Source organism: Luteimonas sp. RIT-PG2_3 (assembly GCF_054902115.1).
In genome coordinates, this window is sequence record NZ_JBUBPF010000001.1 from 381,478 (window position 1) to 405,273 (window position 23,796).

General features: G+C 65.8%; 17 protein-coding genes. 6 read left to right on the top strand and 11 right to left on the bottom strand.

Annotated features, from left to right (window positions below; genetic code table 11):
• Positions 1–206 precede the first annotated feature (206 nt).
• The gene (locus tag ACYX7E_RS01600) at positions 207–2,486 is read left to right on the top strand and encodes a TonB-dependent siderophore receptor (RefSeq protein ID WP_462078782.1); all 2,280 of its coding nucleotides are present in this window, start codon (positions 207–209) and stop codon (positions 2,484–2,486) included.
• Between the two features lie 360 nt (positions 2,487–2,846).
• Positions 2,847–5,114 (top strand): TonB-dependent siderophore receptor, encoded by a 2,268-nt coding sequence (locus ACYX7E_RS01605; RefSeq protein ID WP_462078783.1) that lies wholly within the window; start codon positions 2,847–2,849, stop codon positions 5,112–5,114.
• 92 nt (positions 5,115–5,206) lie between these two features.
• Here the strand turns inward: ACYX7E_RS01605 and ACYX7E_RS01610 are convergent, their stop codons facing one another.
• Positions 5,207–5,455, bottom strand: coding sequence for a hypothetical protein (locus ACYX7E_RS01610; protein ID WP_462078784.1), 249 nt, complete (start codon positions 5,453–5,455; stop codon positions 5,207–5,209).
• A gap of 265 nt (positions 5,456–5,720) precedes the next feature.
• Between ACYX7E_RS01610 and ACYX7E_RS01615 the strand changes: the two genes are divergently transcribed.
• Positions 5,721–7,988, top strand: coding sequence for a TonB-dependent siderophore receptor (locus ACYX7E_RS01615; RefSeq protein ID WP_462078785.1), 2,268 nt, complete (start codon positions 5,721–5,723; stop codon positions 7,986–7,988).
• A gap of 136 nt (positions 7,989–8,124) precedes the next feature.
• Here ACYX7E_RS01615 and ACYX7E_RS01620 read toward each other — a convergent pair whose 3' ends face one another.
• From ACYX7E_RS01620 to ACYX7E_RS01660, 9 genes are all read right to left on the bottom strand, one after another.
• Positions 8,125–8,511, bottom strand: a complete 387-nt coding sequence (locus ACYX7E_RS01620; RefSeq protein WP_462079050.1) for a YchJ family protein — start codon at positions 8,509–8,511, stop codon at positions 8,125–8,127.
• A gap of 200 nt (positions 8,512–8,711) precedes the next feature.
• Positions 8,712–9,317 (bottom strand): GTP cyclohydrolase I FolE, encoded by a 606-nt coding sequence (folE, locus tag ACYX7E_RS01625; RefSeq protein ID WP_462078786.1) that lies wholly within the window; start codon positions 9,315–9,317, stop codon positions 8,712–8,714.
• 335 nt (positions 9,318–9,652) lie between these two features.
• Complete coding sequence (locus ACYX7E_RS01630) at positions 9,653–10,018, bottom strand: hypothetical protein (protein ID WP_462078787.1); 366 nt, start codon at positions 10,016–10,018, stop codon at positions 9,653–9,655.
• Between the two features lie 258 nt (positions 10,019–10,276).
• The gene (locus ACYX7E_RS01635) at positions 10,277–11,752 is read right to left on the bottom strand and encodes an efflux transporter outer membrane subunit (RefSeq protein ID WP_462078788.1); all 1,476 of its coding nucleotides are present in this window, start codon (positions 11,750–11,752) and stop codon (positions 10,277–10,279) included.
• Positions 11,746–12,480, bottom strand: coding sequence for an SDR family oxidoreductase (locus tag ACYX7E_RS01640; RefSeq protein ID WP_462078789.1), 735 nt, complete (start codon positions 12,478–12,480; stop codon positions 11,746–11,748). Before ACYX7E_RS01640 ends, ACYX7E_RS01635 begins: the two co-directional genes overlap by 7 nt.
• A 131-nt stretch (positions 12,481–12,611) precedes the next feature.
• Positions 12,612–15,782 carry an efflux RND transporter permease subunit gene (locus tag ACYX7E_RS01645; protein WP_462078790.1) on the bottom strand — a complete coding sequence of 1,057 codons (3,171 nt, stop codon included), beginning with the start codon at positions 15,780–15,782 and terminating at the stop codon, positions 12,612–12,614.
• A gap of 220 nt (positions 15,783–16,002) precedes the next feature.
• Positions 16,003–17,190: an efflux RND transporter periplasmic adaptor subunit gene (locus ACYX7E_RS01650; RefSeq protein WP_462079051.1), complete on the bottom strand. Its 1,188-nt coding sequence runs from the start codon at positions 17,188–17,190 to the stop codon at positions 16,003–16,005.
• 4 nt (positions 17,191–17,194) lie between these two features.
• A complete protein-coding gene (locus tag ACYX7E_RS01655) occupies positions 17,195–18,097 on the bottom strand; it encodes an SDR family oxidoreductase (protein WP_462078791.1) in 903 nt (300 codons plus the stop codon).
• 23 nt (positions 18,098–18,120) lie between these two features.
• Positions 18,121–18,366: a hypothetical protein gene (locus ACYX7E_RS01660; protein WP_462078792.1), complete on the bottom strand. Its 246-nt coding sequence runs from the start codon at positions 18,364–18,366 to the stop codon at positions 18,121–18,123.
• Between the two features lie 125 nt (positions 18,367–18,491).
• Between ACYX7E_RS01660 and ACYX7E_RS01665 the strand changes: the two genes are divergently transcribed.
• The 3 genes from ACYX7E_RS01665 (at position 18,492) to sigJ (ending at position 21,324) form a co-directional block, all read left to right on the top strand.
• A complete protein-coding gene (locus ACYX7E_RS01665; protein WP_462078793.1) occupies positions 18,492–19,523 on the top strand; it encodes a LysR family transcriptional regulator in 1,032 nt (343 codons plus the stop codon).
• Positions 19,524–19,677: 154 nt separating this feature from the next.
• Entirely contained in the window at positions 19,678–20,112 is a 435-nt protein-coding gene (locus ACYX7E_RS01670; RefSeq protein ID WP_462078794.1) for a carboxymuconolactone decarboxylase family protein, read from the top strand.
• A gap of 249 nt (positions 20,113–20,361) precedes the next feature.
• Positions 20,362–21,324 carry an RNA polymerase sigma factor SigJ gene (gene sigJ / locus ACYX7E_RS01675; RefSeq protein WP_462078795.1) on the top strand — a complete coding sequence of 321 codons (963 nt, stop codon included), beginning with the start codon at positions 20,362–20,364 and terminating at the stop codon, positions 21,322–21,324.
• 120 nt (positions 21,325–21,444) lie between these two features.
• Here sigJ and ACYX7E_RS01680 read toward each other — a convergent pair whose 3' ends face one another.
• Positions 21,445–23,796, bottom strand: coding sequence for a S9 family peptidase (locus ACYX7E_RS01680; protein WP_462079052.1), 2,352 nt, complete (start codon positions 23,794–23,796; stop codon positions 21,445–21,447).

Consider the following 23,796-nt stretch of genomic DNA (forward strand, 5'->3'; position numbering starts at 1 on the left):
CCTGTGGCTCCCGGCCGCGTCCTGCACCGCAGGACAGCCGATGCGAGCGATGCACCAGCGACGCGGCCCGTCCGCCAGCCACTTTGCCCCACCCAGCTACGCGGCCCTCCGGCTGCCAGCCAACCCTACCGCCAGACGACGCCCCGGATCCGCTTGCGATTCCGGCGGTGGCGGCTGTTCCTTTCCACATTTCTCCAGGCCCGTCCATGTCCATCCCCCGTCGTTCCCTGCAACGCTCGCCGCTGGCGTTGCAACTCTCGCTGCTGCTCGTCTCGATGGCGGCGCTTCCCGCCTTCGGCCAGGATGCCGCCACCGATACCCCGCGCACGGATGCGAAGACCCTTGATACCGTCAGTGTGTTCGGCACGCTCGACAACACCATCAGCGCCGGTGGCAAGGACGGCCAGTCGCTGAAGGAAACGCCCAAGTCGGTCACCGTCGTCACCAGCGAGCGCATCGACGCGCAGAACCTGACCGACCTCAAGGAAGCGCTGGTGCAGACCACCGGCGTGACCGTCGGCGCTTACAGCCCGGTCGACAGCTTCTTCTATTCGCGCGGCTTCCGCGTGCAGACCCTGCAGTTCGATGGCGGCGCGCCGGCGTTCACCGGCGACCTGGGCTTCTTCTACACGCCCGATACCGCGTACCTGGAGCGCATCGAGATGCTGCGTGGCGTCGACGGTATGTACTCCGGTGCAGGCGAGCCTGGCGGCGTCATCAACCTGGTGCGCAAGCGCCCGCTGGACTACCTGTCGACCAAGCTCGACCTGTCGCTGGGCAGCTGGGACAACCGTCGCGCGCAGATCGACGTCACCGGTCCGCTGGGACTCGACGGTCGCCTGCGCGGCCGCGCGGTCGCGGCCTATGTCGACAAGGGTTACTTCTGGGATCGCGCGACCAACGACAAGAACATCGTCTACGGCGTGCTCGAATTCGATGCCACCGACACCACCCTGCTGAGCATCGGCGCCAACTACGAAACCCGCAAGGAAGGCAGCTACATGGGCTGGTCCGGCGTGCCGCGTTATGCCGACGGCAGCGACCTCAACCTGGCGCGCGGCCTGAACTTCGCGCCCGACTGGGCACGCTGGGACTTCACCAACCGCGAGTTCTTCGCCAAGGTCGAGCAGAAGTACGGCGACACCGGCACGGTCCGACTCAACCTGTCGCGCATCACCTCGGAAGGCGAAGGCAAGTATCTGCTGATCTACGGCTACGTGCAGCCCAACGACAACCCGGATCTGTACAAGCGTCCCACCGTCTACGGTTCGCACAACACCTACGACTCGGCGCAGGACCTGGCCGACCTGTCGGCGAGCGGCAAGTTCGGCCTGTTCGGCCGCGACGACCACAGCTACACCGTGGGCGTCGACTTCTCCAAGCTCGATGGCGGCGGTCAGCGCAGCTACAACATGGCGGGCTATGCCTTCGGCGACGGCAAGCAGGCCGATGTCTTCAACTACGATCCTTCGATCTATCCGGAGACGGCCTCCACGCTGGCAGCGTTCTACCCGGTCAACCGCCAGATCCAGCGCGGCTACTACGCGACCGTCGGCCTGCAGCTGACTGACCCGCTGCGATTGACCCTCGGTGGTCGCTATGGCGAGTTCAACTACAAGCAGCTCGTCCATCGCTACGGCGACAGTCCCAGTACGTCCTACATCCGCTATTCCGACAGTGCCTTCATCCCCAGCGCGGCATTGAGCTACAAATTGTCCGACCGCTGGACCAGCTACCTGAGTTACGGCGAGAACTACAAGGTCCAGGCCACGTCGCTGAAGGCACCGCTGCCGGGCTCGCCGCTGGATCCGATCACCGGCAACAGCCTCGAACTCGGCATCAAGGGCGAGATCTTCAGGGGCGTCAACGCCGCCGCGGCAATCTACCGGGTCAAGCGTATCGGCGAAGGCGTCCGTGATCCCGCGTACCCGGAGAACCTGCCCGGCGGCGAAGGCTCGTCGTGCTGCTTCATCGAACAGGCCGACATCACCTCCGAGGGCATCGACCTGGAGTTCAGCGGCCTGGTCGCACCGGGTTGGCAGTTGTTCTCGGGCTACACCTATGTGCGCACCAAATACAACGGCCTCGAAGGAGATGGCGGTTTCTATGGCAGCGGTGCCTTCCTGCTCGGCGTGACCCCGCGCCAGCAACTCAAGGTCTGGTCGACCTACCGTCTGCCCGGCAAGCTGTCGCGCCTGACCCTCAACGGCGGCGTCATCGCACAGAGCGAAGGCTTCATGCGGGGCTCGGTGCTGGCAGACCCGACCAATCCCGCCGCCGGAACCATTCCGTTCCAGTACACCCAGGGCGGCTACGCGCTGTGGAATGCGTCGGTGCAGTTCGAGGTCAACGACACCTGGACCGTCGGCGTCTACGGCGACAACCTGACCGACAAGCGCTACTACCAGGCCATCGGAGACATCAACCGCGAGAATGTCTACGGCACCCCGCGCAGCTACAACTTGACGCTGAAGGGTCGCTGGTAAGCCAGGCCTTCCAAGGGTGCCAGCAAGGGCCGGGCGACATTGTCGCCCGGCCTTTTTTATTATTTTTCAACAAGTTGCCGTAATCCGCGCCGCCGCCACACGCTTTCGTACTAACACGAAATGATTATGAAGATTTCGTTAAATTAGGTGAAACTACAGATTCGTTTTCTTGCCCCCTCGCCGCCCAATAAGTGCCGTGCCCGCGCCGATTCCGGACCGCCTCCAAGCGGCCGGCCTGAGCCCCGCACCGGCCCTGCAGTCCCCCCGCTGCTCCCGGTTCCAACGTCCCGAAGACCGTCCCGGCCCTGCCCCCGCGGGTCCGCTGGCCGCTGCATCCATCCACTTTTGCCAGGTAGTCCCATGTCGAACCGACCCCGCCCCCTGCAGCGCTCGCCGCTGGCACTGCACCTGTCGCTGCTGATCGCATCGATGGCCGCTTTCCCCTGTATCGCGCTGGCGCAGGATGCCGCCGCCGATGCACCGCGCGCCGACGCCAAGACCCTCGACACCGTCAGCGTCTTCGGCACCCTCGACAGCAGCATCAGTGCCGGCTCCAAGGACGGCACCTCGCTGAAGGAAACACCCAAGTCGGTCACCGTGATGACCAACGAGCGCATCGAGGCGCAGAACCTGACCGACCTGCAGGAAATCCTGACCCAGGCCACCGGCGTCACCGTCGGCGCCTACAGCCCGCTGGACAGCTTCGTCTACTCGCGCGGCTTCCGCGTGCAGACCGTGCAGTTCGACGGCGGCGCCCCGGCCTACACCTACGGCTTCGGCTTTTACTACACCCCCGATGCCGCGACCCTGGACCAGGTGCAGATGCTGCGCGGCGTCGACGGCATCTACTCCGGTGCCGGCGAGCCCGGCGGCGTCATCAACATGGTGCGCAAACGCCCGCAGCAGGATTTCGCCGCCAGCCTGAACCTGTCGGCCGGTAGCTGGCAGAACTATCGCGGCCAGTTCGATGTCACCGGCCCGCTGACCGAGGACGGTCGCCTGCGCGGCCGTGCGGTGGTCGCCCTCGGCGATCGCAACTACTTCTGGGACCGTGCCAACAACGAGAAGCAGGTCGTCTACGGCGCGCTGGAATACGACATCACCGACACCATGTTGCTGAACGTCGGTGCCACGCATGAGAAGCGCGACGAAGGCGCCTATGTCGGCTGGTCGGGCATGCCGCGCTACTCCGATGGCTCTTCCCTGGGTCTGCCGCGCAGCACCAACTTTGCGACGGACTGGTCGCGCTGGGATCAGAACACCAAGGAGCTGTTTGCCAACGTCCAGCAGAAGTACGGCAACAACGGCACGATCAAGCTCAACACGACCCAGTTGCGTCAGGACAGCGTCGCGCGTTACACCACGGTGTATGGCTTTCTTGATGAGCAGGCCAACATAATGCCGAAGCTCAGTGCTTCGCATAACGAATACACGTCGAAGCAGACCCTGATCGACCTGTCGGCCAGCGACAGCTTCGAGTTGTTCGGCCGCAGCCACCGATATACCGTCGGTACCGACTATGCCAAACTCGACGGCGGTGGCCAGCGCGCTTACGACGTGGTCGGCTACGGCTGGGCGAGCCATGACGTCGACGTCTTCAACTACGACCATACCCAGTATCCGGACGCACCATCGGTGCTGTCCTCCTATTACCCGGTCCTGGAACAGGCCCAGCGCGGCTACTACGCCGCACTCAGCCTGCAGTTGGCTGATCCACTGCGGCTGACCATCGGTGGGCGTTATGGCGAGTATCGCTACTACTCGGTTCAAAACATCGTTGGCGGCAATCAGAATATCAGCCGTTACTCCGACACTGCTTTCATTCCCAGCGCCGCATTGAGCTTCAACCTGTCCGACAAATGGACGACCTACCTGAGCTACGGCGAAAACTACAAGCCGCAGGCCGGCCTGTTGAAAGGACCGCTGCCGGGTACTTCCTTGGATCCAGTGACCGGCGATAGCCTTGAACTGGGCATCAAGGGCGAGATTTTCCAACGACTCAACTTCGCCGCTGCGATCTATCGCGTCCAGCGCATCGGCCAAGGTCAACCGGACAGCAGTTTCCCAGGTGCGCCGATTGATCCGAACAACGGCAACCAGTGCTGCTATCGCGCCAATGGCGACGTCCAGTCCAAGGGCTTCGATCTTGAAGTCAGCGGTCTGGTGCTGCCCGGCTGGCAGTTGTTCGCGGGCTACACCTACGTCAACACCAGTTTCAACGCGACTGACGAAGCCTGGCGAACCGGCGCATGGGCATTCGGTCGCACGCCCAAACACGTGTTCAAGGCCTGGAGCACCTGGCGCCTGCCCGACAACCTGTCGCGCTGGACCATCAATACCGGCGTGATCGCGCAGAGCGCGTCGTACATGGATGGTTCTGCCCCGATCTTCGGGACTGTCGACGACGAGATCGTGATAGCTGGCTGGCAGCCCTATCGCAACAGCCAGGGTGGCTATGCGTTGTGGAATGCTTCGGTGCAGTACGAGATCAGCGACACCTGGACCGTCGGCATCTACGGTGAGAATCTCACCGACCGTACTTACTACACCGCAGTGGGCGGAATCGATGGCGAAAATGTTTATGGCACCCCGCGCAACTACAACTTCACGCTGAAGGGTCGCTGGTAAGCAAGGCGACACTGGTTCTGCGACAACCGGCTCTTGAACAACAGGCGCTGTCACAACTGATCCTGCCATCGCAGGTTCCGCAGCAACCCGATCTACAACACGCGTTCCTGCAACACCTGAAAGCCGGACGACATGGTCGTCCGGCTTTTTTTTCTGGTACAGCAGTTGATGCAGCCGTTGATCCCGCTGTCGAGTTGCTCGCACGCCTTGCTTCGCGTGGATCCTTCATCTGCTTTTTCAGCCGCAATCGCAAACCAAATGCGACCGTAAACAAGCCGCATTCGCAACATGGAAGCATGGCGTGCATGTCGAATCGGCGCGCTGATCAATGCAAAAAACAATGACTGCAAAACATCGCGCCAAATAGCATATAAATATTCCGTTAATCCGGTAGAACTACTGATTCAAACATGTGCGCAGGACTGTCCAATAAAACCCGTGCTCGCAGTGATACAGGCCGTCCTGCTGGACATGCGGCGCGCGTGACACGCATGGTTTCGGAGTCATCCGAGCAACCAGCAACACGCTGAAAACAGACCTCATCAACCCGCACACCATGGATCCGGCGACTGCGGCTTTGCCAACCTTCCAACGCCAGGTGCTCTCATGTCCACCAAGTCCCGTCCCCTGCAACGCTCGCCACTTGCGCTGCAACTCTCGCTGCTGCTCGTCTCGATGGCAGCGCTTCCCGCCTTCGGCCAGGATGCCGCCAGCGACACCCCGCGCACGGACGCCAAGACCCTTGATACCGTCAGCGTGTTCGGCACGCTCGACAACACCATCAGCGCCGGCGGCAAGGACGGCCAGTCGCTGCGCGACACGCCAAAGTCGGTCACCGTGATGACCAGCGAGCGCATCGAAGCGCAGAACCTGACCGATCTGCAGGAAGCCCTGATCCAGACGACCGGCGTCACCGTCGGCGCCTACAGCCCGGTCGACAGCTTCTTCTACTCGCGCGGCTTCCGCGTGCAGACCCTGCAGTTCGATGGCGGCGCGCCGGCGTTCACCGGTGGCCTGGGCTTCTTCTACACGCCCGACACCGCGTACCTGGAGCGCATCGAGATGCTGCGTGGCGTCGACGGCATGTACTCCGGCGCGGGCGAGCCCGGCGGCGTCATCAACCTGGTGCGCAAGCGTCCGCTGGACTACCTGTCGACCAAGCTCGACCTCTCGCTGGGCAGCTGGGACAACCGTCGCGCGCAGATCGACGTCACCGGTCCGCTGGCGATGGACGGTCGACTGCGTGGACGCGCGGTCGCAGCCTATGTCGACAAGGGTTACTTCTGGGATCGCGCCAACACACGCAAGGACATCGTCTATGGCGTGCTCGAATTCGATGCCACCGACACCACCGTGCTGAGCCTTGGCGCGAACTACGAGAAGCGCGATGAAAGCAGCTATGTCGGCTGGGCCGGCGTCCCGCGCTATGCCGATGGCGGCGACCTGTATCTGCCGCGCAGCCAGAGCTTCGCGCCGGACTGGGCGCACTGGGACTTCACCAACAAGGAGTTCTTCTTCAAGGCCGAGCAGAAGTACGGCGAGACCGGCACGATCCGGCTCAACCTGTCGCGGATCGAGCAGGAGAGCGAAGCTAAATATCTGTTGATTTCCGGTTACGTGGATCCAGCCACAGGCGCGCAGCCAGTAGCGTATGGCTCGCACAACAGCTACGACTCGTCGCAGGACCTGGCGGACCTGTCCGCCAGCGGCAAGTTCGGGCTGTTCGGCCGCAGCGACCACAGTTACACCGTCGGCGTAGATTTCGCCAAGCTCGATGGCGGCGGCCAGCAGAGTTACGTGTCCGGATATGCGTACGACCCGGTGAACAACTCGATCGACGTCTTCAACTACGATCCTGCCGATTTCCCCGAACGGCCCTCGACGCTCGGCAACTATATTCCGGTCAACCGCCAGATTCAGCGTGGCTACTACGCGACCGTCGGCCTGCAGCTGACCGATCCGCTGCGACTGACCATCGGCGGCCGCTACGGCAGTTTCAACTACAAGCAAGTGGTCAACCGCATTGGCCCGCCCGCGAGTGTGTCCTACATCAGCCGTTCCGACACTGCATTCATCCCCAGCGCGGCATTGAGCTACAAGCTGTCCGACCGTTGGACGAGCTACCTGAGCTATGGCGAGAACTACAAGATCCAGGCATCGCTGTTGAAGGGCCCGCTGCCGGGCACCCCTCTGGATCCGATCACCGGCAACAGCCTGGAACTCGGCATCAAGGGTGAGCTGTTCAAGGGCGTCAACGCCGCCGCTGCCATCTACCGTGTCAAACGCGTCGGTGAGGGCATCAGCGATCCCGCCTATCCGGCCAACGTGCCTGGTGCCGAGGGGTCCTCGTGCTGTTACATCGGACAGGCTGACATCACCTCCGAGGGTATCGACCTGGAGTTCAGCGGCCTGATCGCACCGGGCTGGCAGCTGTTCTCGGGCTATACCTATGTCCGCACCCAGTACAACGGCATGAGTGGCGATGCCGGCTTCTACGGCAGCGGAGCGTTCCTGCTCGGCGTGACCCCGCGCCAACTGCTCAAGGTCTGGTCGACCTACCGCCTGCCGGGCAAGTGGTCGCGCCTGACCCTCAACGGCGGCGTCATCGCGCAGAGCGAGGGCTTCATGAGCGGCTATGTGCCGGCCGATCCGGCTGATCCCGATACCGATTACCTTGCCTTCAAATACAGCCAGGGCGGTTACGCACTGTGGAATGCCTCGGTGCAGTTCGAGATCGACGACACCTGGACCGTCGGACTGTACGGCGACAACCTGACCGACAAGCGCTACTACCAGGCCATCGGCAGCATCTATAACGAGAACGTCTATGGCACCCCACGCAGCTACAACCTGACACTGAAGGGTCGCTGGTAAGCAGGTCGCTGGCAGGCCAGCTGCCGCAACCGCAATGAACGCAGGGCCGGGCGATGCTGTCGTCCGGCCCTGCTGTTTTGTGTGGCCTGTGTCGTGGGGGCCATCGACGCGCATTGTCGGCAACCGTGCCGCCGCGCTACAGCATCTCGCCGTCGACGTAATACCAGCGTCCATCCTCGTGGACGAAACGGCTGCGTTCGTGCATGCGCCGGGCCGAGCCGCCACCGACACGAAAGCGCGCAATGAACTCGACCTCGGCATGGGTCGCGTCGATGACGCGATGACGGCGCAGCTGCAGGCCGATCCAAGTGGGCGCATCATCGAACGACAAGGCTTGCGGACGCGTCGAGAGATGCCAGCTGGCCAGCAGGTAGTCGGCGCGCTGCAGTACGTAGGCGCTGTAGCGCGACCGCATCAGGGTCTCGGCATCGGCGGCCGGCGTTCCGGCATGGCAGGGCCCGCAACAGGCGCCATGACGACGCCCGGAATCGCAGGGACAGCGGCTGCCGTCATCGATCGCCATGCCATCGGCCGGGTTCGCGCTGCTCACCATCGCCGGCTCAGACCCCGCTCACGCGTTGACGCAGGCGCAGCCCCGCGACGCGTGGTGGGCGAGCGAGGATCGAGCAGGACGCTGCGCACTTGTGCGACGACATCAGCCGCAACACCGCACGCCCCGCGACCGGCAAGCGCAGCAGGATTGCGTGGAGCGTGGATCGCGGCTCAGCGGCGCGCGCCGCCGACCTCGATGAAACGCAGGAACTCGGCGCGGGTGCGCGCATCCTCACGGAAGCTGCCCAGCATCGTCGAGGTGATCATGCTGACGCCGCGCTTGTGCACGCCACGCGTGGTCATGCATTCATGGGCACCGTCAACGACGACGCCAACGCCGAGCGGCTGCAATGCGCGCTGGATGCAACTGGCGATCTGCGCGGTCATCTTCTCCTGCACCTGGAAACGCTTGGCATAGGCTTCGACGACGCGTGCGAGCTTACTGATGCCCACGACCTTGCCCTTGGGCAGGTAGCCGATGTGGACCTTGCCGATGATCGGCGCCATGTGGTGCTCGCAATGGCTTTCGAACTCGATGTCGCGCAGCACGATCATCTCGTCGTAGCCCTCGACTTCCTTGAACGTGCGCGCCAGGTACTCGTCGGCGTCGAGCGCATAGCCGCTGAACCATTCCTGGTAGGCCTTGACCACGCGCTTGGGGGTATCGAGCAGGCCTTCGCGTGCGGGATCCTCGCCCGCCCACTGCAGCAGCGTGCGCACGGCCTCTTCGGCCTGGGTGCGGCTGACGCCGTTGTGCTGGTTGTCGTTGGAATCCATCGCAAAGGCCCTCGGGGCGCCGGCAAAGAGCGCCATGGTAACGCGCGACCGCGCCCGACGCAGGGTCCGCCGGGTGCGTGACATGGCGTAGGCCTGGAACGAGGGCCACCTTGCGTCCGTGTGCCCTGGCGCGGCACGTCCTCGCGCAGGGCCAATGCCCGCGGCGGAAGATCAGGCATCGGCGGGGCCGCGGCTGCTCGCGCAAGCTTGCAGCGCCGCCCGGTTTTACGCGGGTTTGTGCGTGGTCGCGAGCAGGCGCTGGTCCATGATGGCCGCCCGCAGTGTCGTCATGGGAAAAGCCCGTCCTGGAGCAAGCCCGCCTTGGAGCAAACCCGTCATTGACGCGTGCCGGTGCTCCCGGTCCGCGCACCGCGTGCCTGCATCCGCTCCGCGTCCTGCCAGGCCTCGCGGACTGGGCCGAGCGCTTCCGCCCAGCTCAGGCGCGAGTCGCCTGCCGCGTCCGCCCATCCTGCCTGCAACGCAGGCGCGACGTCCTCGAACCGCTGACCTGCATGACGGAGTGCCTGCACGTGGCCGTAGTGGAAGGCCGGTGCGTAATCCGTCCAATGCCGGCCGGTGGAGTACCACTCGGCCTGCAGGTAGTTGCGGAACAGGCGTCGCTCGCATTGACGCCAGGCATCGGAAGCCAGATCCAGGTCGGCGTAAATGGCGTTTGCAGGATCTCGCGACGTCTTGTTCATGTCGCCCATCCTTGTCGTTGCCCGCTCGTTGAGATAACGCGATCAGGCTAGGAAGGCGGCAGTGTCGATGCAGTGAACGAATGCCTGTTCATGCGGGAACGCTACAGACGGATTGCGACTGGGTTCACATACGCGATCGTGTCGGCGGGACGGATGCGTGGCGTGTCAACGCCTGCCGACAAAGGGATCGCGGCCCTCCATGGCCACGATCCTCATCTCGGACCCTCCATCACCCCAGGCCCTCGATCAGCCCAGGCTTCAATCTCCGCGGGAGGCGACCGGCACGCGCGTCGGCAACGTCGGCCAACCGCCGGCAAGGGCGCGGTACAGCGCCACCGCACTGGTCACGGTGCGCGTCCTGGCATCGGCAAATGCATCCTCGGCCTGCCATTGCGTGCGCTCGGCATCCAGCACTTCCAGCAGCTCGCCGGCACCGGCTTCGTAACGCAGGCGCGCGATCCGGGCGGCATTGGCGCTGTCCTGCGCCGCGCGTTGCAGATACGCATCTTCCTCACGCGTGCGCGCGTGCCGCACCAGGCTGTTCTCGGTGTCTTCGACCGCGGTCAGCACGGTCTGCTCGTAGCGGGCCAGCGCGCCTTCGGCATCGGCATCGGCCGCGGCGATCCGGGCGCGGACGCGCCCGACATCGAGGAACGACCAGTCGATGCCCAATGCGACCAGGCGTGTTTCGCTGCCGCGCTCGAACAGGGCACTGCTGTCGGTCGCCTGGGTGCCGATCAGACCACCCAGCGTGAAGCGCGGGAACAGGTCGGCGGTGGCGACGCCGATGCGCGCGGTCGCCGCATGCAGCCGATGCTCGGCAGCGGCAATGTCCGGGCGGCGGCGCAGCAGCGCGCCGGGGGTGCCCGGATCGATCATCGCCGGTACCCACGGCAGCGGTGCCCGCGCGCCCAGCGTCGCGTCCAGCGCTTCGGGCATCCGGCCCGTCAGCACCGCGAGGCGGTTCAGCGTGGCCGATTGCTCGGCCTGCAATGCCGGGATGCGCGCCTGCGTGGTGTCGAGCTGGGCACGCGCACGCGCGGTATCGAAGTCGGTCCCGCGACCGGCATCCAGGCGCGACTGCACGATGCGGGCGGTCTCGCGCTGGTTGTCGACATTGGCCTCGGCCACGCGCAGGCGCTCCTGCACGCCGCGCAGGTTGGCGTACTGGCGCGCGACCTCGGACACGATGACCACCTGCATCGCGCGCAGGTCGGCTTCCGAGGCCGCGGCCTCGGCACCGCCGGCCTCGACGTTCCTGCGTACGCGACCGAACAGGTCCAGCTCCCACGCGGCCTCGATGCCGGCGGAGTAGCTGTCGACATCGCGTGCCCGCGACGTCACGCCGGGTGCTTGGTCGCCACTGGCGCGGCGCGTGCTGGCCTCGGCCGTACCGGTCAGCGTTGGCAGCCGGTCCAGCCGCGTCCCGCGCAGCAGCGCCTGCACGCGATCGTGGTTGGCCAGCGCGATCCGAAGGTCGTGGTTGGCCAGCAGGGCGTCGTCGACCAGCGCATCGAGTTGCGGATCGCCGAACGCGCGCCAGAACGCGTCGTCGGCGGCACCGGCGGGCGCCAGCGCATCGTTGCTCACGGCAGCATGGGTCACGGCGCCGGCGACCGGGGCCGCACCGAAGCTGTCGGCGACCGCCATCGTCGGACGCACATGTTCCGGGCCGACCGCGCACGCCGCCAGCAGCGCCGTGGCCAGCGTACTCACCAGCAGACGGGTCACCATGGCAGCACCTGTCCCAGATGGGTGAAGCTGCCTTGCGGACCGTCGGCATCGAGCAATGCCATCTCGACGCTGGAGCGCGCACCCTCGACCACGTCCATGTCACCTTCGGGACTCATGTCGGTCTTGACGTAACCCGGATGGATCGCATTGACCTTGATTGCGCTGTCGCGCAGCTCGTAGGCCAGCTGCACCGTCCACGCGTTCACCGCGCTCTTGGACACGTTGTAGGCCGGCACCTTGAAGTCGTAGATCGGCGAGCCGGGCTGGCTGTGCAGCGTCACCGAGCCGAGCACGCTGGACACATTGACGATGCGCGCGGCCGGCGCGGCCCGCAGCAGCGGAAGGAAGGCCTGGGTCGTCGCCACCAGCGCGAACACGTTGGTGTCGAAGGTGTCGCGCCAGACCTGCAGCGACTGTTGCGACGGTGCCACGCCGGGGGCGTCGATCATGATGCCGGCGTTGTTGACCAGGATGTCCAGGCGGCCGTGGCGGGCACCGACTTCAGCGACGGCGGCCGCGAGGCTGTCGGCATTGGTGACGTCGAGGGCGATCGCCTCGACCGGCAGGCCCTGTGCTTGCAGGGCCAGCGAGGCCTCGACGGCCCTGGCGCGGTCGCGGCCGGCCAGCAGCACGTGCACGCCGGCCGTCGCCAGCTGGCGCACGGTTTCAAGACCGATGCCGCGGGTCGCGCCGGTGACCAGGGCAATGCGTTGTGTGGTTGCGTTCATCGGGATGTCTCTTCGGATGTGGGGAACGGGAAAGTGGACAGGGGGAGGGAGCTTGCAAGCGGCCGGTGACGGCCGCGGCGGGAGGGAATGGATTCAAGCAGGGCCTGGCTGAGCGCCAGCCAAGCCGTGGTTCAGAGCTGCGCCACGTGCGCGACCGGCGCATGCGGACCATGGGAGACCAGCGGCCGGTTTGCGAGCTTGCGCAACGCGACGTAGAACACCGGGGTCAGGAACAGGCCGAACAGCGTCACGCCGAGCATGCCGGCAAACACCGTGATGCCGGTCACCGAGCGGATCTCCGCACCGGCGCCGGTCGACAACACCAGCGGCACGGTACCGGCGATGAACGCGATCGACGTCATCACGATCGGACGCAGGCGCAGGCGGCAGGCTTCCAGCGCGGACTCGACGATGCTCTTGCCCTGCAGCTCCAGTTCACGGGCGAACTCGACGATCAGGATCGCGTTCTTGCACGCCAGGCCCATCAACACCACCAGGCCCACCTGCACGAACACGTTGTTGTCGCCACCGGTCATCCAGACACCCAGCAGCGCCGACAGCAGCGTCATCGGCACGATCAGGATCACCGCCAGCGGCAGCGTCCAGCTTTCGTACAGCGCTGCCAGCACCAGGAACGCCAGCAACACCGCCAGCGGGAACACCACCAGCGCGGCATTGCCCTGGCTGGCCTGCTGGTAGCTCAGGTCGGTCCATTCGATTTCCATGCCATGCGGCAGCACCTTGGCGGCCACGTCGCGGACCACGTCCATTGCCTGGGCCGACGACATCACGCGCGGATCGACGTCGCCGGCGATGTCGGCCGCCGGGTAGCCGTTGTAGCGCAGCACCGGGTCGGGGCCGAAGCTCTGCTTGATCGAGACCATCGAACCGATTGGCACCATCTCGCCGCGGTCATTGCGCGTGCGCAGGTTGGCGATGTCCTCGACGCTGTCGCGGAACGAACCATCGGCCTGGGCGATCACCTGCCAGGTGCGGCCGAACTGGTTGAAGTCGTTGACGTAGGCCGAACCCAGGTAGGTCTGCAGCGTGTCGAACAGTTCGGTCAGCGGCACGCCCTGGGCCTTGGCCTTGACGCGGTCGACTTCGGCGTCGAGCTGCGGCACGTTGGCCTGGTAGGTCGTGTTCGCATAGCCCATGCCCGGCGTCTGCATGACCGTGCCCTGGAAGGCGCTGACTGCGTTCTGCAAGGCGCCGTAACCGAGGTTGCCACGGTCCTGGATGAACATCTGGTAGCCCGCGCCATTGCCCAGGCCGAGGATCGGCGGCGGCATCAGCGCGAAGGTGAAGCCTTCCTGGAAGCCACCGATCTTCTGGTTGATCTCGGCGGTGATCTCCACGGCGCTGCGGCTACGCTCGTTGAACGGCTTCAACGGCAGGAACGCGACGCCGGTGTTGGGCGTGTTGGTGAACTGCACCGCGTTCAACCCGGGAAAGGCGATCGCATGCTGCACGCCGTCGGTCGCCATCGCGACATCGGTGACCTTTTTCAGCAGCGCATCCGTGCGCGCGATCGACGACCCTTCCGGCAGCTTCACCGCGGCGATCAGGTACTGCTTGTCCTGCAGCGGGATGAAGCCCGCCGGCACGACCTTGAACATCAGGCCGGTCGCGACCAGCAACGCCGCATAGACCAGGAACACCGCGCCACGCTTGCCCAGCGCACGCGATACCGCGCCCTGGTAACGGTTGGAGCTCGACGCGAAGAAGCGGTTGAACGGACGGAAGACCCAACCGAACAGCCGGTCGATCACGCGCGTGGGCGCATCCTTGGGGGCGCCATGCGGCTTCAGCAGCAGGGCGGCCAGCGCCGGTGACAGGGTCAGCGAGTTGATCGCCGAGATCACTGTCGAGATCGCGATGGTCACCGCGAACTGTTTGTAGAACTGGCCGGTCACGCCCGACAGGAAGGCCATCGGCACGAACACCGCGCACAGCACCAGCGCGATCGCGACGATCGGACCGGAGACTTCCTTCATCGCCTGGTGGGCGGCCGCCAGCGGCGTCAAGCCCTCCTCGATGTTGCGTTCCACGTTCTCGACCACGACGATCGCGTCGTCCACGACGATGCCGATCGCCAGCACCAGACCGAACAGGCTCAGCGTGTTGATCGAGAACCCCAGCAGGTACAGCGCCGCGAACGTACCGACGATCGACACCGGCACCGCAATCAACGGAATGATCGACGCGCGCCAGGTCTGCAGGAACAGGATCACCACCAGCACGACCAGCAGGGTCGCTTCCAGCAGCGTCGTCACGACCGCCTTGATCGAGTCGCGTACGAAGATCGTGGTGTCATAGACGGCCTCGTACTTGATGCCTTCCGGGAAGCTCTCGGACAGGCGATCCATGTTCGCGATGACCTGCTCCTGGATCTGCAGCGCGTTCGCGCCCGGCGCCTGGAAGATGCCGATGCCGACCGCGTTCTTGCCGTCGAGCTGCGCGCGCAGGCTGTAGTCGCCCGCGCCCAGCTCCAGGCGCGCGACATCCGACAACCGCACGATCTCACCATCAGCGCCGCCCTTGACCACGATGTCGCCGAACTCGGTTTCGGACTGCAAGCGGCCCTGTGCGTTGATCAGCGTCAGGAAGTCGCTGTTGGGCATCGGCTCGGCGCCGAGCTGGCCGGCGGAAACCTGCACATTCTGCTCGCGCATCGCGCGCACCACGTCGCCGGCGGTCAGCCCGCGCGAGGCGATCTTGTCCGGGTCCAGCCAGGCGCGCATCGCGTAGTCACCGCCGCCGAAGATCTGCGCATCGCCCACGCCACTGAGTCGCGCCAGCGAATCCTTGACGTGCAGGCGCGCGTAGTTGCGCAGGTACAGGGTGTCGTACCGGCCATCGGGCGAGGTCAGGTGCACCACCATCAGGAACACCGGCGACTGCTTCTGCGTCGTCACGCCCTGGCGGCGCACGTCCTCGGGCAGTCGCGCCAGCGCCTGGCTGACGCGGTTCTGCACGCGCACGGCGGCATCATCGGCATTGGTGCCGGGGCGGAACGTCGCGGTGGTCACCAGCACGCCATCGGAGCCGGCGACGGACTTGATGTACATCATGTCCTCGACGCCGTTGATCGCTTCCTCGAGCGGCGTGGCGACGGTTTCGGCGATGACCTTGGGGTTGGCGCCGGGATAGACGGTGCGCACGACCACCGAGGGCGGCACGACTTCGGGATATTCGCTGATCGGCAGCATCGGGATCGCGATCAGGCCGGCGGCGAAGATCACGATCGACAACACCGCGGCGAAGATCGGCCGGTCGATGAAGAAACGGGAGAAGTCCATGGAGGAACGTCCTGGAAAAGAGAATGAAGTGCCGTCCTGCGCACAGGTCCGTGCGCAGGCATTGCGGTATTGCATCGACGCCGGACCCCGGCGCGCCGCGATGGCGGGCCGGTCGACTGCCTGGCAGGCGGGCTTGCCTGTCAGGCCCGCTTGTCAGGCGTGCTCGTCAGCTCGCAAGGTCAGCCGCGACCGTCGCGCGCATGATCTTCGCTGGCGACGATCATTTGCTGGCCACCGCGGTCTCCGGCGCGCGCGCCGCACCGGTCATCGCGACCGGCTTGGCGTTCACCGGCATACCCGGGAAGAACACCTTCTGCACGCCGTTGACGATGACCTTGTCGCCCGCCTCCAGCCCCGACTGCACCACGCGCAGGCCATCGACGACACGGCCCACGGTGACGTCCTTGCGCTGCGCGGTGTTGTCGGCGCCCAGCACGTAGACGTACTTGCGGTCCTGGTCGGTCAGCACGGCCTTGTCGTCGACCAGCATCGCGGTGGTCGCGTTGCCGCCTTCGATCTGCACGCGTGCGAACAGGCCCGGCGTGAACACGCGATCCGGATTGGCGAGCACCGCGCGCGCGCGGATCGTGCCGGTGCCGGCCTCGACGCGGTTGTCGATGAAGTCGACCGTGCCCTCGTGCGGATAGCCCTGCTCGTTCGACAGGCCCACGCGCACCGCATTGCGCGATGCCGCGCGATCGCCATCGCGGGTCAGCTGGTTGTAGCGCAGATAGGTCTGCTCGTCGGTCTCGAAATACACGTGCACCGGATCCATCGACACCAGGGTCGTCAGCAAGGTGCCGTCGGCCTGGGCGAGGTTGCCGGCGGTCACCAGCGCACGTCCGGCGCGGCCGCTGATCGGCGCGCGCACCTCGGTGAACGTCAGATCCAGCTGCGCGGCCTGCACCGCCGCTTCGGCCGCCCGCACCGACGACGCGGCCTGCGTGCTGGCAGCGCGACGGGTCTCGGATTCCTCGCGCGAGATGGCGCTGGCGGCCAGCAGCTCGCTGGCGCGATTGGCTTGGGTCAGGGTCAACTGCGCTTCGCTGCGGGCACGTGCCAGCTGCGCCTGTGCGCTGGCCAGCGCGGTCCGGTACGGCCGCTGGTCGATGACGAACAGCAGGTCGCCCTTGTTGACCTCGCCGCCTTCGCGGTAGGCCACGCGTTCGACATAGCCGCTGACGCGCGGGCGCAGTTCGACGGTTTCCGCGGCCTGCACGCGACCGGTGAAGCCGTCCCACTCGGCGACCGGACGCGACAGCACCTCGGCAACGCTGACCTCGGGTGCTGGCATCGCTGCGGCCTCGCCGGGATCGGCCTGGCTGCTGCACGCAGCCAGCACCGCGACGGCCAACAGGCCGAGCGCGGGAAGGGCGAATCGTCGCGTGCGCTTGGCAGCGACGGTCATTGCATCATGAATGTTCATCTTCAAAAGATCCTGGGAGGGGAAGGGAGGCACATTGATCGAGCAGTTGGCGGGCATCGCGAAGGTCACGCATCCGGACCACCGGACGGGGACGGGTCGCGATCGCGTGGCTTGGAGGGCTTGGCGGCTTCGCCGGCCCGGCGGGTGCACGGGCGGCAGCGGAACGCGATGCTGCGCTCTCAAGCGCACTTGAGGTCAAGCGCGCGGCATCGGCATAGCCGACCACCGCAGGCAGCGGCTTGCGTGCGGCATCACGCTCGAGCAGCGCCAGCGCGCGGCGGCCGACGCTGACCGCGTTCGGCCAGGCGTCGCAGGCCTGTCCGGCGTTGACAGCCGTGCGCACGGGCGCATCGATGTTGAGCAGGTGCACGCGCAGTCCATGCCGACCCGCTTCGTCGTGCAGCACGCGCGCCATCATCTGCAGCGCGGCGGCGGCGATCGAGCAATGGCCATAGCCGGCCCACGGATAGTCGCCGCCGGGTCCGCCGATCAGCACATAGCCATGCGAGCCGTCCTGCGGCAGCAACGGGAACAGGTGGCGTGCGGCGAACAGGTGCGGCATCAGGTCTTCGTCGAGCGTGCGTCGCAGCACGTCGGCGGCCTGGTCCAGCAGGCGGCCGCAATCATGTTCGCCGACGATGCTGGCGACGACGCCATCGATCGACACGTCCAGCGCGCGCAGGCGCTCGGCCAATGCGGCCGCGTCGCGATCGCTGGTGATCGCCGCACCCAGGGTGATCACGCGATCGCCGCGATGGCGGCGCTTCAACTGGCGCAGGGCCGCGCCATCGGCGGAGACCGCGACAACGCGGCGCCCGGCTTCGAGGGCGGCCTCGACCACGCCCCGGCCGACGCCGCCGGTGGCGCCGAAGACCAGGGTCGCGGGCATTGTCCCGTTCGACATTGTCCCGATCATGGGATTTTCACTCCCATCACCGGGATATTCCGGTATGCACGGGCCGCCACGAACACCTTGTCCGCCAGCCGCAGCAACCCCGGCATGGTCGCCGCGGTGACCGCCCCGGCGACCAGCCAGACCCACCCAGGACCCATCTCAAGCCATTGATCCAGAAGGAAAGCACTGAGAGCGAGCACGTCCACGGCCAGCAGCAGCACCAGGCTGCTGTAGGAGAGATGGGAGTGGCGGGTGGCGCGCATGACGGCAGTCCTCGGCGGGAATGGCGCTCACGATAGACGCTGGACCGGCACTTGATTAGCCATCAATTCAGGGAATAATTGTCCAGCAGGTGGGCCAATCGCCCTTTCCCCCTCCGGAGCCTCCCATGTCACACGATCTCAACGACACGCTGATCTTCGTCAAGGTGGTCGAGCACGGCAGCTTCATCGCGGCCGCCAAGTCGTTGCGACTGCCCAAGACCACGGTCAGCCGCAAGGTGCAGGAACTCGAAACGCGTCTCGGCGCGCAACTGCTGCATCGCACGACGCGCAAGCTCGGCCTGACCGAAGCCGGCAACATCTACTTCGAACATTCGCAACGCATCGCACGCGACCTCAATGAAGCCGAAAGCGCGGTGACGCAATTGCAGGCGGGCCCGCGCGGCTGGTTGCGCTTCACTGCACCGTATTCGATCGGCATCGACAAGATCGCACCGCTGCTGGGCGAGTTCCATATGCGCCATCCCGAAGTGCGCGTGGAGATGCTGCTCAGCAACGAACCGCTGGACCTGATCGGCGGCGAGATCGATGTCGCGCTGCGCATCGGCGAGTTGCCCGACTCCACCTATGTCGCACGCAAGCTTGGCGTGCTCAAGACCCAGGTGTTCGCCGGCAGCGCCTATATCGCGCGCTACGGTGAGCCGCTGCACCCCGACGAACTGCAGTACCACCGCACGCTGGCGATGCCGAAGAACCGCCACGGCAACGGGTACCACTGGTCGCTCGACGACGGCAACGGCATGCGCAGCTTCGCGATCAACCCGATCCTGGTGGCCAACGACCCGGCCGCGCTGAAAGGCGCGCTGCTGTGCGGCGAAGGCCTGGTCATCGGTGCCGACGTCATGGTCAAGGCCTTCGTCGAGCGCGACCTGGTCAAGCGCGTGCTGGCCGGCTGGAGCGGCGGCGAGTACGTGCTCAACGCGGTGTTCCCGCGTGGCCACGGACAATCGCCGAAGGTGCGCGCCTTCGTCGACTTCCTGCTCGAACGCCTGAACCTCGAGATCGACTACATGTCCGCGCACTGCCCGCTGGCGGCACGCAGCGACGCCGAATCGGCGCCGGTCGAAGCGGTCTCCGAGCAGCAGGCCGACATCGAGGCCGGCAAGCGCATCCTCGAAGCGGTGACGGCGGCGCGCTGATCCCTGCGGGGGCCAGCGTCGCCGGACGAGACGAGGGCAAGACCGATCCGGCATCGAGGCATCGGCACGCGCCCCAGGCCCATCCTGCAACGGCATGTCACAGCGGCACGACGTGGATCGTCGGACCTGTGAACCCCATGCCGAGGAGGCCACGATGTCCCGACCCGATGCCCCGTTCCACCTGCCGCAGCAACTTCCCGACGTCATGCAGGCGCTGATCGCCGCGCAGGCCACGATCGGCGCGGCCGAGCCCGACCGCAAGCTCCACCACCTGGTCGTGCTGCGCGCCTCGCAGATCAACCAGTGCGGCTACTGCGTCAAGATGCACACCCGTGAGGCCCGCGACGACGGCGAGACCAGCGAACGCCTCGACCGGCTCGTCGTCTGGCGCCACGTCGGCGACTACAGCGCGCGCGAACGCGCCGCATTGGCATGGACCGAAGCGCTGACCCAGCTCGATCCGCAGGCCGACTACGCGTCGTTGCGCGCCGGACTGCGGGCGCATTTCAGCGATGCCGAGGCGTCCGCATTGACCGCGACGATCGGCATGATCAACCTGTGGAACCGCCTGCAGGTCTCCAACCACTGAGAACCTGTTCAAAATCCTGCTGCGCTTGCCATCTGGCGCGCGTGCGGTGCTCGAAAGAACCGCCTGGAGCGGTTCTTGACATCGCGCCGGCGATGGCCCCAAGGGTGGCCGCCATGGAGGGTGGCCGCAAATGCTCATGAAGGTGTTGATTGATAGGCACGTACACTGCGCTTTCTGCCTGCTCTTCACTAGCATGCACGTCACGCGCCACATGGCCGCGCTCGCGACAGACTTTGCACAGGTTCTAACATGTCCACCGTCGGTCTCCTCGATCACAGCGACCCCGCCTGGCGCTTCCAGGCCGCGCGGCCGATGCTGCTCGGGCTGGCCTATCGCATCCTCGGCTCGCGCGCCGACGCCGAGGATGCCGTCCAGGACACCTTCCTCAAATGGCAGGCCAACGAGCGCAGCGACATCGCCAATGCCGATGCCTGGCTGACCACCGTCTGCACGCGCCACTGCCTGGACCTGCTGAAGGCGGCCGACCGTGCGCGCGTCGACTACATCGGCACCTGGCTGCCCGAGCCGGTGCAGACGGTGCCCGATGGCGGTGGCCATGACGAACTCAGTGGCGTGGATGGCGACACCCACGCCAGCAGCGCCGGCGATCCGCTGCAGGCGGCGACGCTGGCGTCGTCGCTGACGACGGCATTCCTGCTGGCGTTGCAGCGGCTGACCCCGAAGGAACGCGCGGCCTACCTGCTGCACGAGATCTTCGACCGGCCTTATCCCGACGTCGCCGCTGTGCTGGACCTGCAGGAGCCCGCATGCCGCCAGCTGGTCGCCCGCGCACGCCAGCACATTGCCGGCGAGCGTGTGCGCCATGCGACCCCGGCGGCACGGCAGCGGCGCCTGCTGGACGCGTTCCGCGACGCGATCGCGACCGGCTCGACGACCCTGCTGGCGACCCTGCTGTCCGACGAAGTACGGCTGTCGTCCGATGGCGGCGGCAAGGTCAGCGCCGCGCGCCGCGTGATGCGCGGCCATGGCGAAGTGCTGCGCTTCATCGAAGCCGGCCTGCATGTCTGGTGGTCGCCGGCGGCGATGCAGGAGGTGCTGCTCAATGGCCTGCCCGGCTTCATCGTCCGCGACGCCGACGGCATCACCGCGACCGTCTCGTTCGCCTGGGATGACGCCGGCCAGTTGCAGGACGTCTTCGTCATGCGCAATCCCGACAAGCTGGCACGCCTTGGCGGACCGCCGATGCGATAAGCCATTCTCAATTATCCATCTCGCCGCTTGCTTTCCTTTGACTTGCTTGCCTTTGAATAGCCAGAGCCGCCGGTCCACCGCCGCAGGATGCTCCTGCAACACTTCCAGCCCTGGCCTCGATCATTGGGTGTCATCAACGCGCGATACACCAAGATGCTTGTCCAGGAAATCGATACGGCGCTGCCAGAAATCAATCACGTTCGGTCGACGGCTGATCACGTGGGATTCGCCTTCATAGATGCGATATTCAACCTCTTTGCCCAGCCTTTGCAGGCCAACGAAGATTGCGTCGGATGCAAACAGCCGGCTGTCCTGCGAGCCCTGCCCGATCAGCACCGGCGTCTCGATGCGATCGAACAGGAACACCGGCGAGTTGTCCAGATAGCGCTCGCGATACTGCCACGGGCTGCCCCCCATGCTGCCCTGCCCCTGCTCGTAGTAGCCGATGTTGTTGGCCATGCCTTGCGGGCTCATTTCGAGATAACCGGCGACCAGGTCGGGATGGACGACCGCTCCGGTCAGCACCGCCGCCTTGAAGCGATTGGAATGCCCGATCAACGCCAGTGCGCTGTAGGAGCCGTAGCTCTGCCCCATCACCGCGATCCGGTCCGGATCGGCGTAACCCTGCTGCACGGCCGCGTCCAGGGACGGCATCACCGCATCGACGATGTCCTTCATCGGCGTTCCAACGTCCACCGGCGCATCTGGATACAGGATGGCGTAGCCGCGGGTGGCGAGTACGTGCATGTTGAAGGTTTCCATCTTGCCCCACAGGCCGAAGCTGTCCACCGATTCAGACCCGTTGGCGCCGCCGTACACCCAGACCACCAAGGGCAGCCTGTCCCCCTGCTGGTAGCCGGGCGGCAACAACAGCGCACCGCGCAGCCGGCGGCCGTCGGCGCCGCTCCATTCGATCACCCGCGCCTGGCCCAGGTGGTAGCGCTCCAGCCCCGGATTGAGATGCGTGGCCTGGCGCGTCTTGCCGCTGACGGGATCGAACAGCCAGACGTCGAACGGGCGCTGCTGGTCGCTGGCGACGTATGCGATCTCACCGCTGGCCTCGCTTACATCCAGATTGAAATAGGTGGTGTATTGCCTGGCCTGCTCCACCAGCCCAGGCTCGACCTGCCCGGTCGCCGGATCGATACCGTACAAGCCCGACTGCGCGCCTTCCTTGGCGCGTGCCAGCACCCATATCCTGCCGTCACGGGCCCAGACACCGGACCGCCTGCGCGAAGTGACGATCTCGGTGATCCGCTGCCCCTCGATGTCGCCTGCCAGGACAGCGCGACCAGCATCCAGCGGTGTGCGCCACAGCTTGCCATCCTTGCCCACCGTGTACAGGTGCTCCGACTGTGCATCCCAGCAAGGCGGCAAGATGCCGTTGCCGTTATCGAATCCAGGCGCATCCCCCAGCTCCAGCCGGCGCGCCTTTCCATCTTCCAGTGACACCACCACGATGGCGCCGTCCGCACGTAGGCCACTTGCGATGTAGGCCAGCCGGCGGCTGTCAGGCGACCAGCTCCACTCCAGTCCGTACGCCAGCTTGACCCCCGCAGCCAGCTTGCGCGGCGTGCCAGAGGAGAACGAATACAGCATCAGGTCGTACAGCGGCTGCTGGCTGTTGGGTTCGAAGCCAGCGACAACCGTGTAGGCCAGATGTCGCTGGTCGGGTGAGATCGCGTAATAACGTATGGCCGAGTAGGCTCCGACACGGAGGATCGTACCGGCGTCCACGTCCAGCACGGCCAGCTCAGCCGCCAGCGGATCGATCGCGAGCGCGGCAGGTGGTCGGGCGGTCTGGACCGTCGGCGGAGGCGGTCTTGATGACAGCACGAACACCGACGCTTCATTGGCACCGACAGGCCTGAACCGATTGTCGCCCTCCGGCTGCAGCGCGGCGCCATTGGCTTCCGCCGCACGCATGCCCTCTGGCAGCACCTTGCTGACCAGCCGGCGGCTGTCGGCCATCCAGCGGACTGTCTCGAAACCGAAGAACGGCCGCACGACGATGCCCGGAAAACGGCGTGCAGTCCGGGTCGCCATGTCCCATATCCACAGTCCCGCCTCACCGCCCGCATCGGAATAGAAGGCAACGCGCCGTCCATCCGGCGCCCATACCGCGCCCCAACTCGCACTGTCGTCGCTGCCGAGCCGTATCATCTCTCCGGTGCGGGTATGGGTGACCACCGCATGCATGCGGGCATTGCCTTCGGCCAACGGAAAGCCGCTGGCGGTATACATCGCAGTGTCCCGCGCCACCGTCTCCGCGCCGGAAAAGGTATGCGCCACCCATTGCCCGTCCGGGGACAGCTCGATCGGCGACCGTCCATTGTGGGCGTTCATTTGCGTGGCGACTTCCAGCGGCAGGGGTGCCTGCAGCGCTGCGGGAGCCGTACGGGCCCATGCCAGTGTCGCGCTGGCAGAGAACACCAGCACCAGCGCCAGGCAACCTTGTTTCCAGTCATTCAT

Excerpts from the sequence above, each read along its gene's own strand:
- ACYX7E_RS01600 (WP_462078782.1), top strand. The coding sequence starts at position 207 with ATGTCCATCCCCCGTCGTTCCCTGCAACGCTCGCCGCTGGCGTTGCAA.
- ACYX7E_RS01605 (WP_462078783.1), top strand. The coding sequence starts at position 2,847 with ATGTCGAACCGACCCCGCCCCCTGCAGCGCTCGCCGCTGGCACTGCAC.
- ACYX7E_RS01615 (WP_462078785.1), top strand. The coding sequence starts at position 5,721 with ATGTCCACCAAGTCCCGTCCCCTGCAACGCTCGCCACTTGCGCTGCAA.
- ACYX7E_RS01620 (WP_462079050.1), bottom strand. The coding sequence starts at position 8,511 with ATGGCGATCGATGACGGCAGCCGCTGTCCCTGCGATTCCGGGCGTCGT.
- folE (WP_462078786.1), bottom strand. The coding sequence starts at position 9,317 with ATGGATTCCAACGACAACCAGCACAACGGCGTCAGCCGCACCCAGGCC.
- ACYX7E_RS01630 (WP_462078787.1), bottom strand. The coding sequence starts at position 10,018 with ATGAACAAGACGTCGCGAGATCCTGCAAACGCCATTTACGCCGACCTG.
- ACYX7E_RS01635 (WP_462078788.1), bottom strand. The coding sequence starts at position 11,752 with ATGGTGACCCGTCTGCTGGTGAGTACGCTGGCCACGGCGCTGCTGGCG.
- ACYX7E_RS01640 (WP_462078789.1), bottom strand. The coding sequence starts at position 12,480 with ATGAACGCAACCACACAACGCATTGCCCTGGTCACCGGCGCGACCCGC.
- ACYX7E_RS01645 (WP_462078790.1), bottom strand. The coding sequence starts at position 15,782 with ATGGACTTCTCCCGTTTCTTCATCGACCGGCCGATCTTCGCCGCGGTG.
- ACYX7E_RS01650 (WP_462079051.1), bottom strand. The coding sequence starts at position 17,190 with ATGACCGTCGCTGCCAAGCGCACGCGACGATTCGCCCTTCCCGCGCTC.
- ACYX7E_RS01655 (WP_462078791.1), bottom strand. The coding sequence starts at position 18,097 with ATGCCCGCGACCCTGGTCTTCGGCGCCACCGGCGGCGTCGGCCGGGGC.
- ACYX7E_RS01660 (WP_462078792.1), bottom strand. The coding sequence starts at position 18,366 with ATGCGCGCCACCCGCCACTCCCATCTCTCCTACAGCAGCCTGGTGCTG.
- ACYX7E_RS01665 (WP_462078793.1), top strand. The coding sequence starts at position 18,492 with ATGTCACACGATCTCAACGACACGCTGATCTTCGTCAAGGTGGTCGAG.
- ACYX7E_RS01670 (WP_462078794.1), top strand. The coding sequence starts at position 19,678 with ATGTCCCGACCCGATGCCCCGTTCCACCTGCCGCAGCAACTTCCCGAC.
- sigJ (WP_462078795.1), top strand. The coding sequence starts at position 20,362 with ATGTCCACCGTCGGTCTCCTCGATCACAGCGACCCCGCCTGGCGCTTC.
- ACYX7E_RS01680 (WP_462079052.1), bottom strand. The coding sequence starts at position 23,796 with ATGAATGACTGGAAACAAGGTTGCCTGGCGCTGGTGCTGGTGTTCTCT.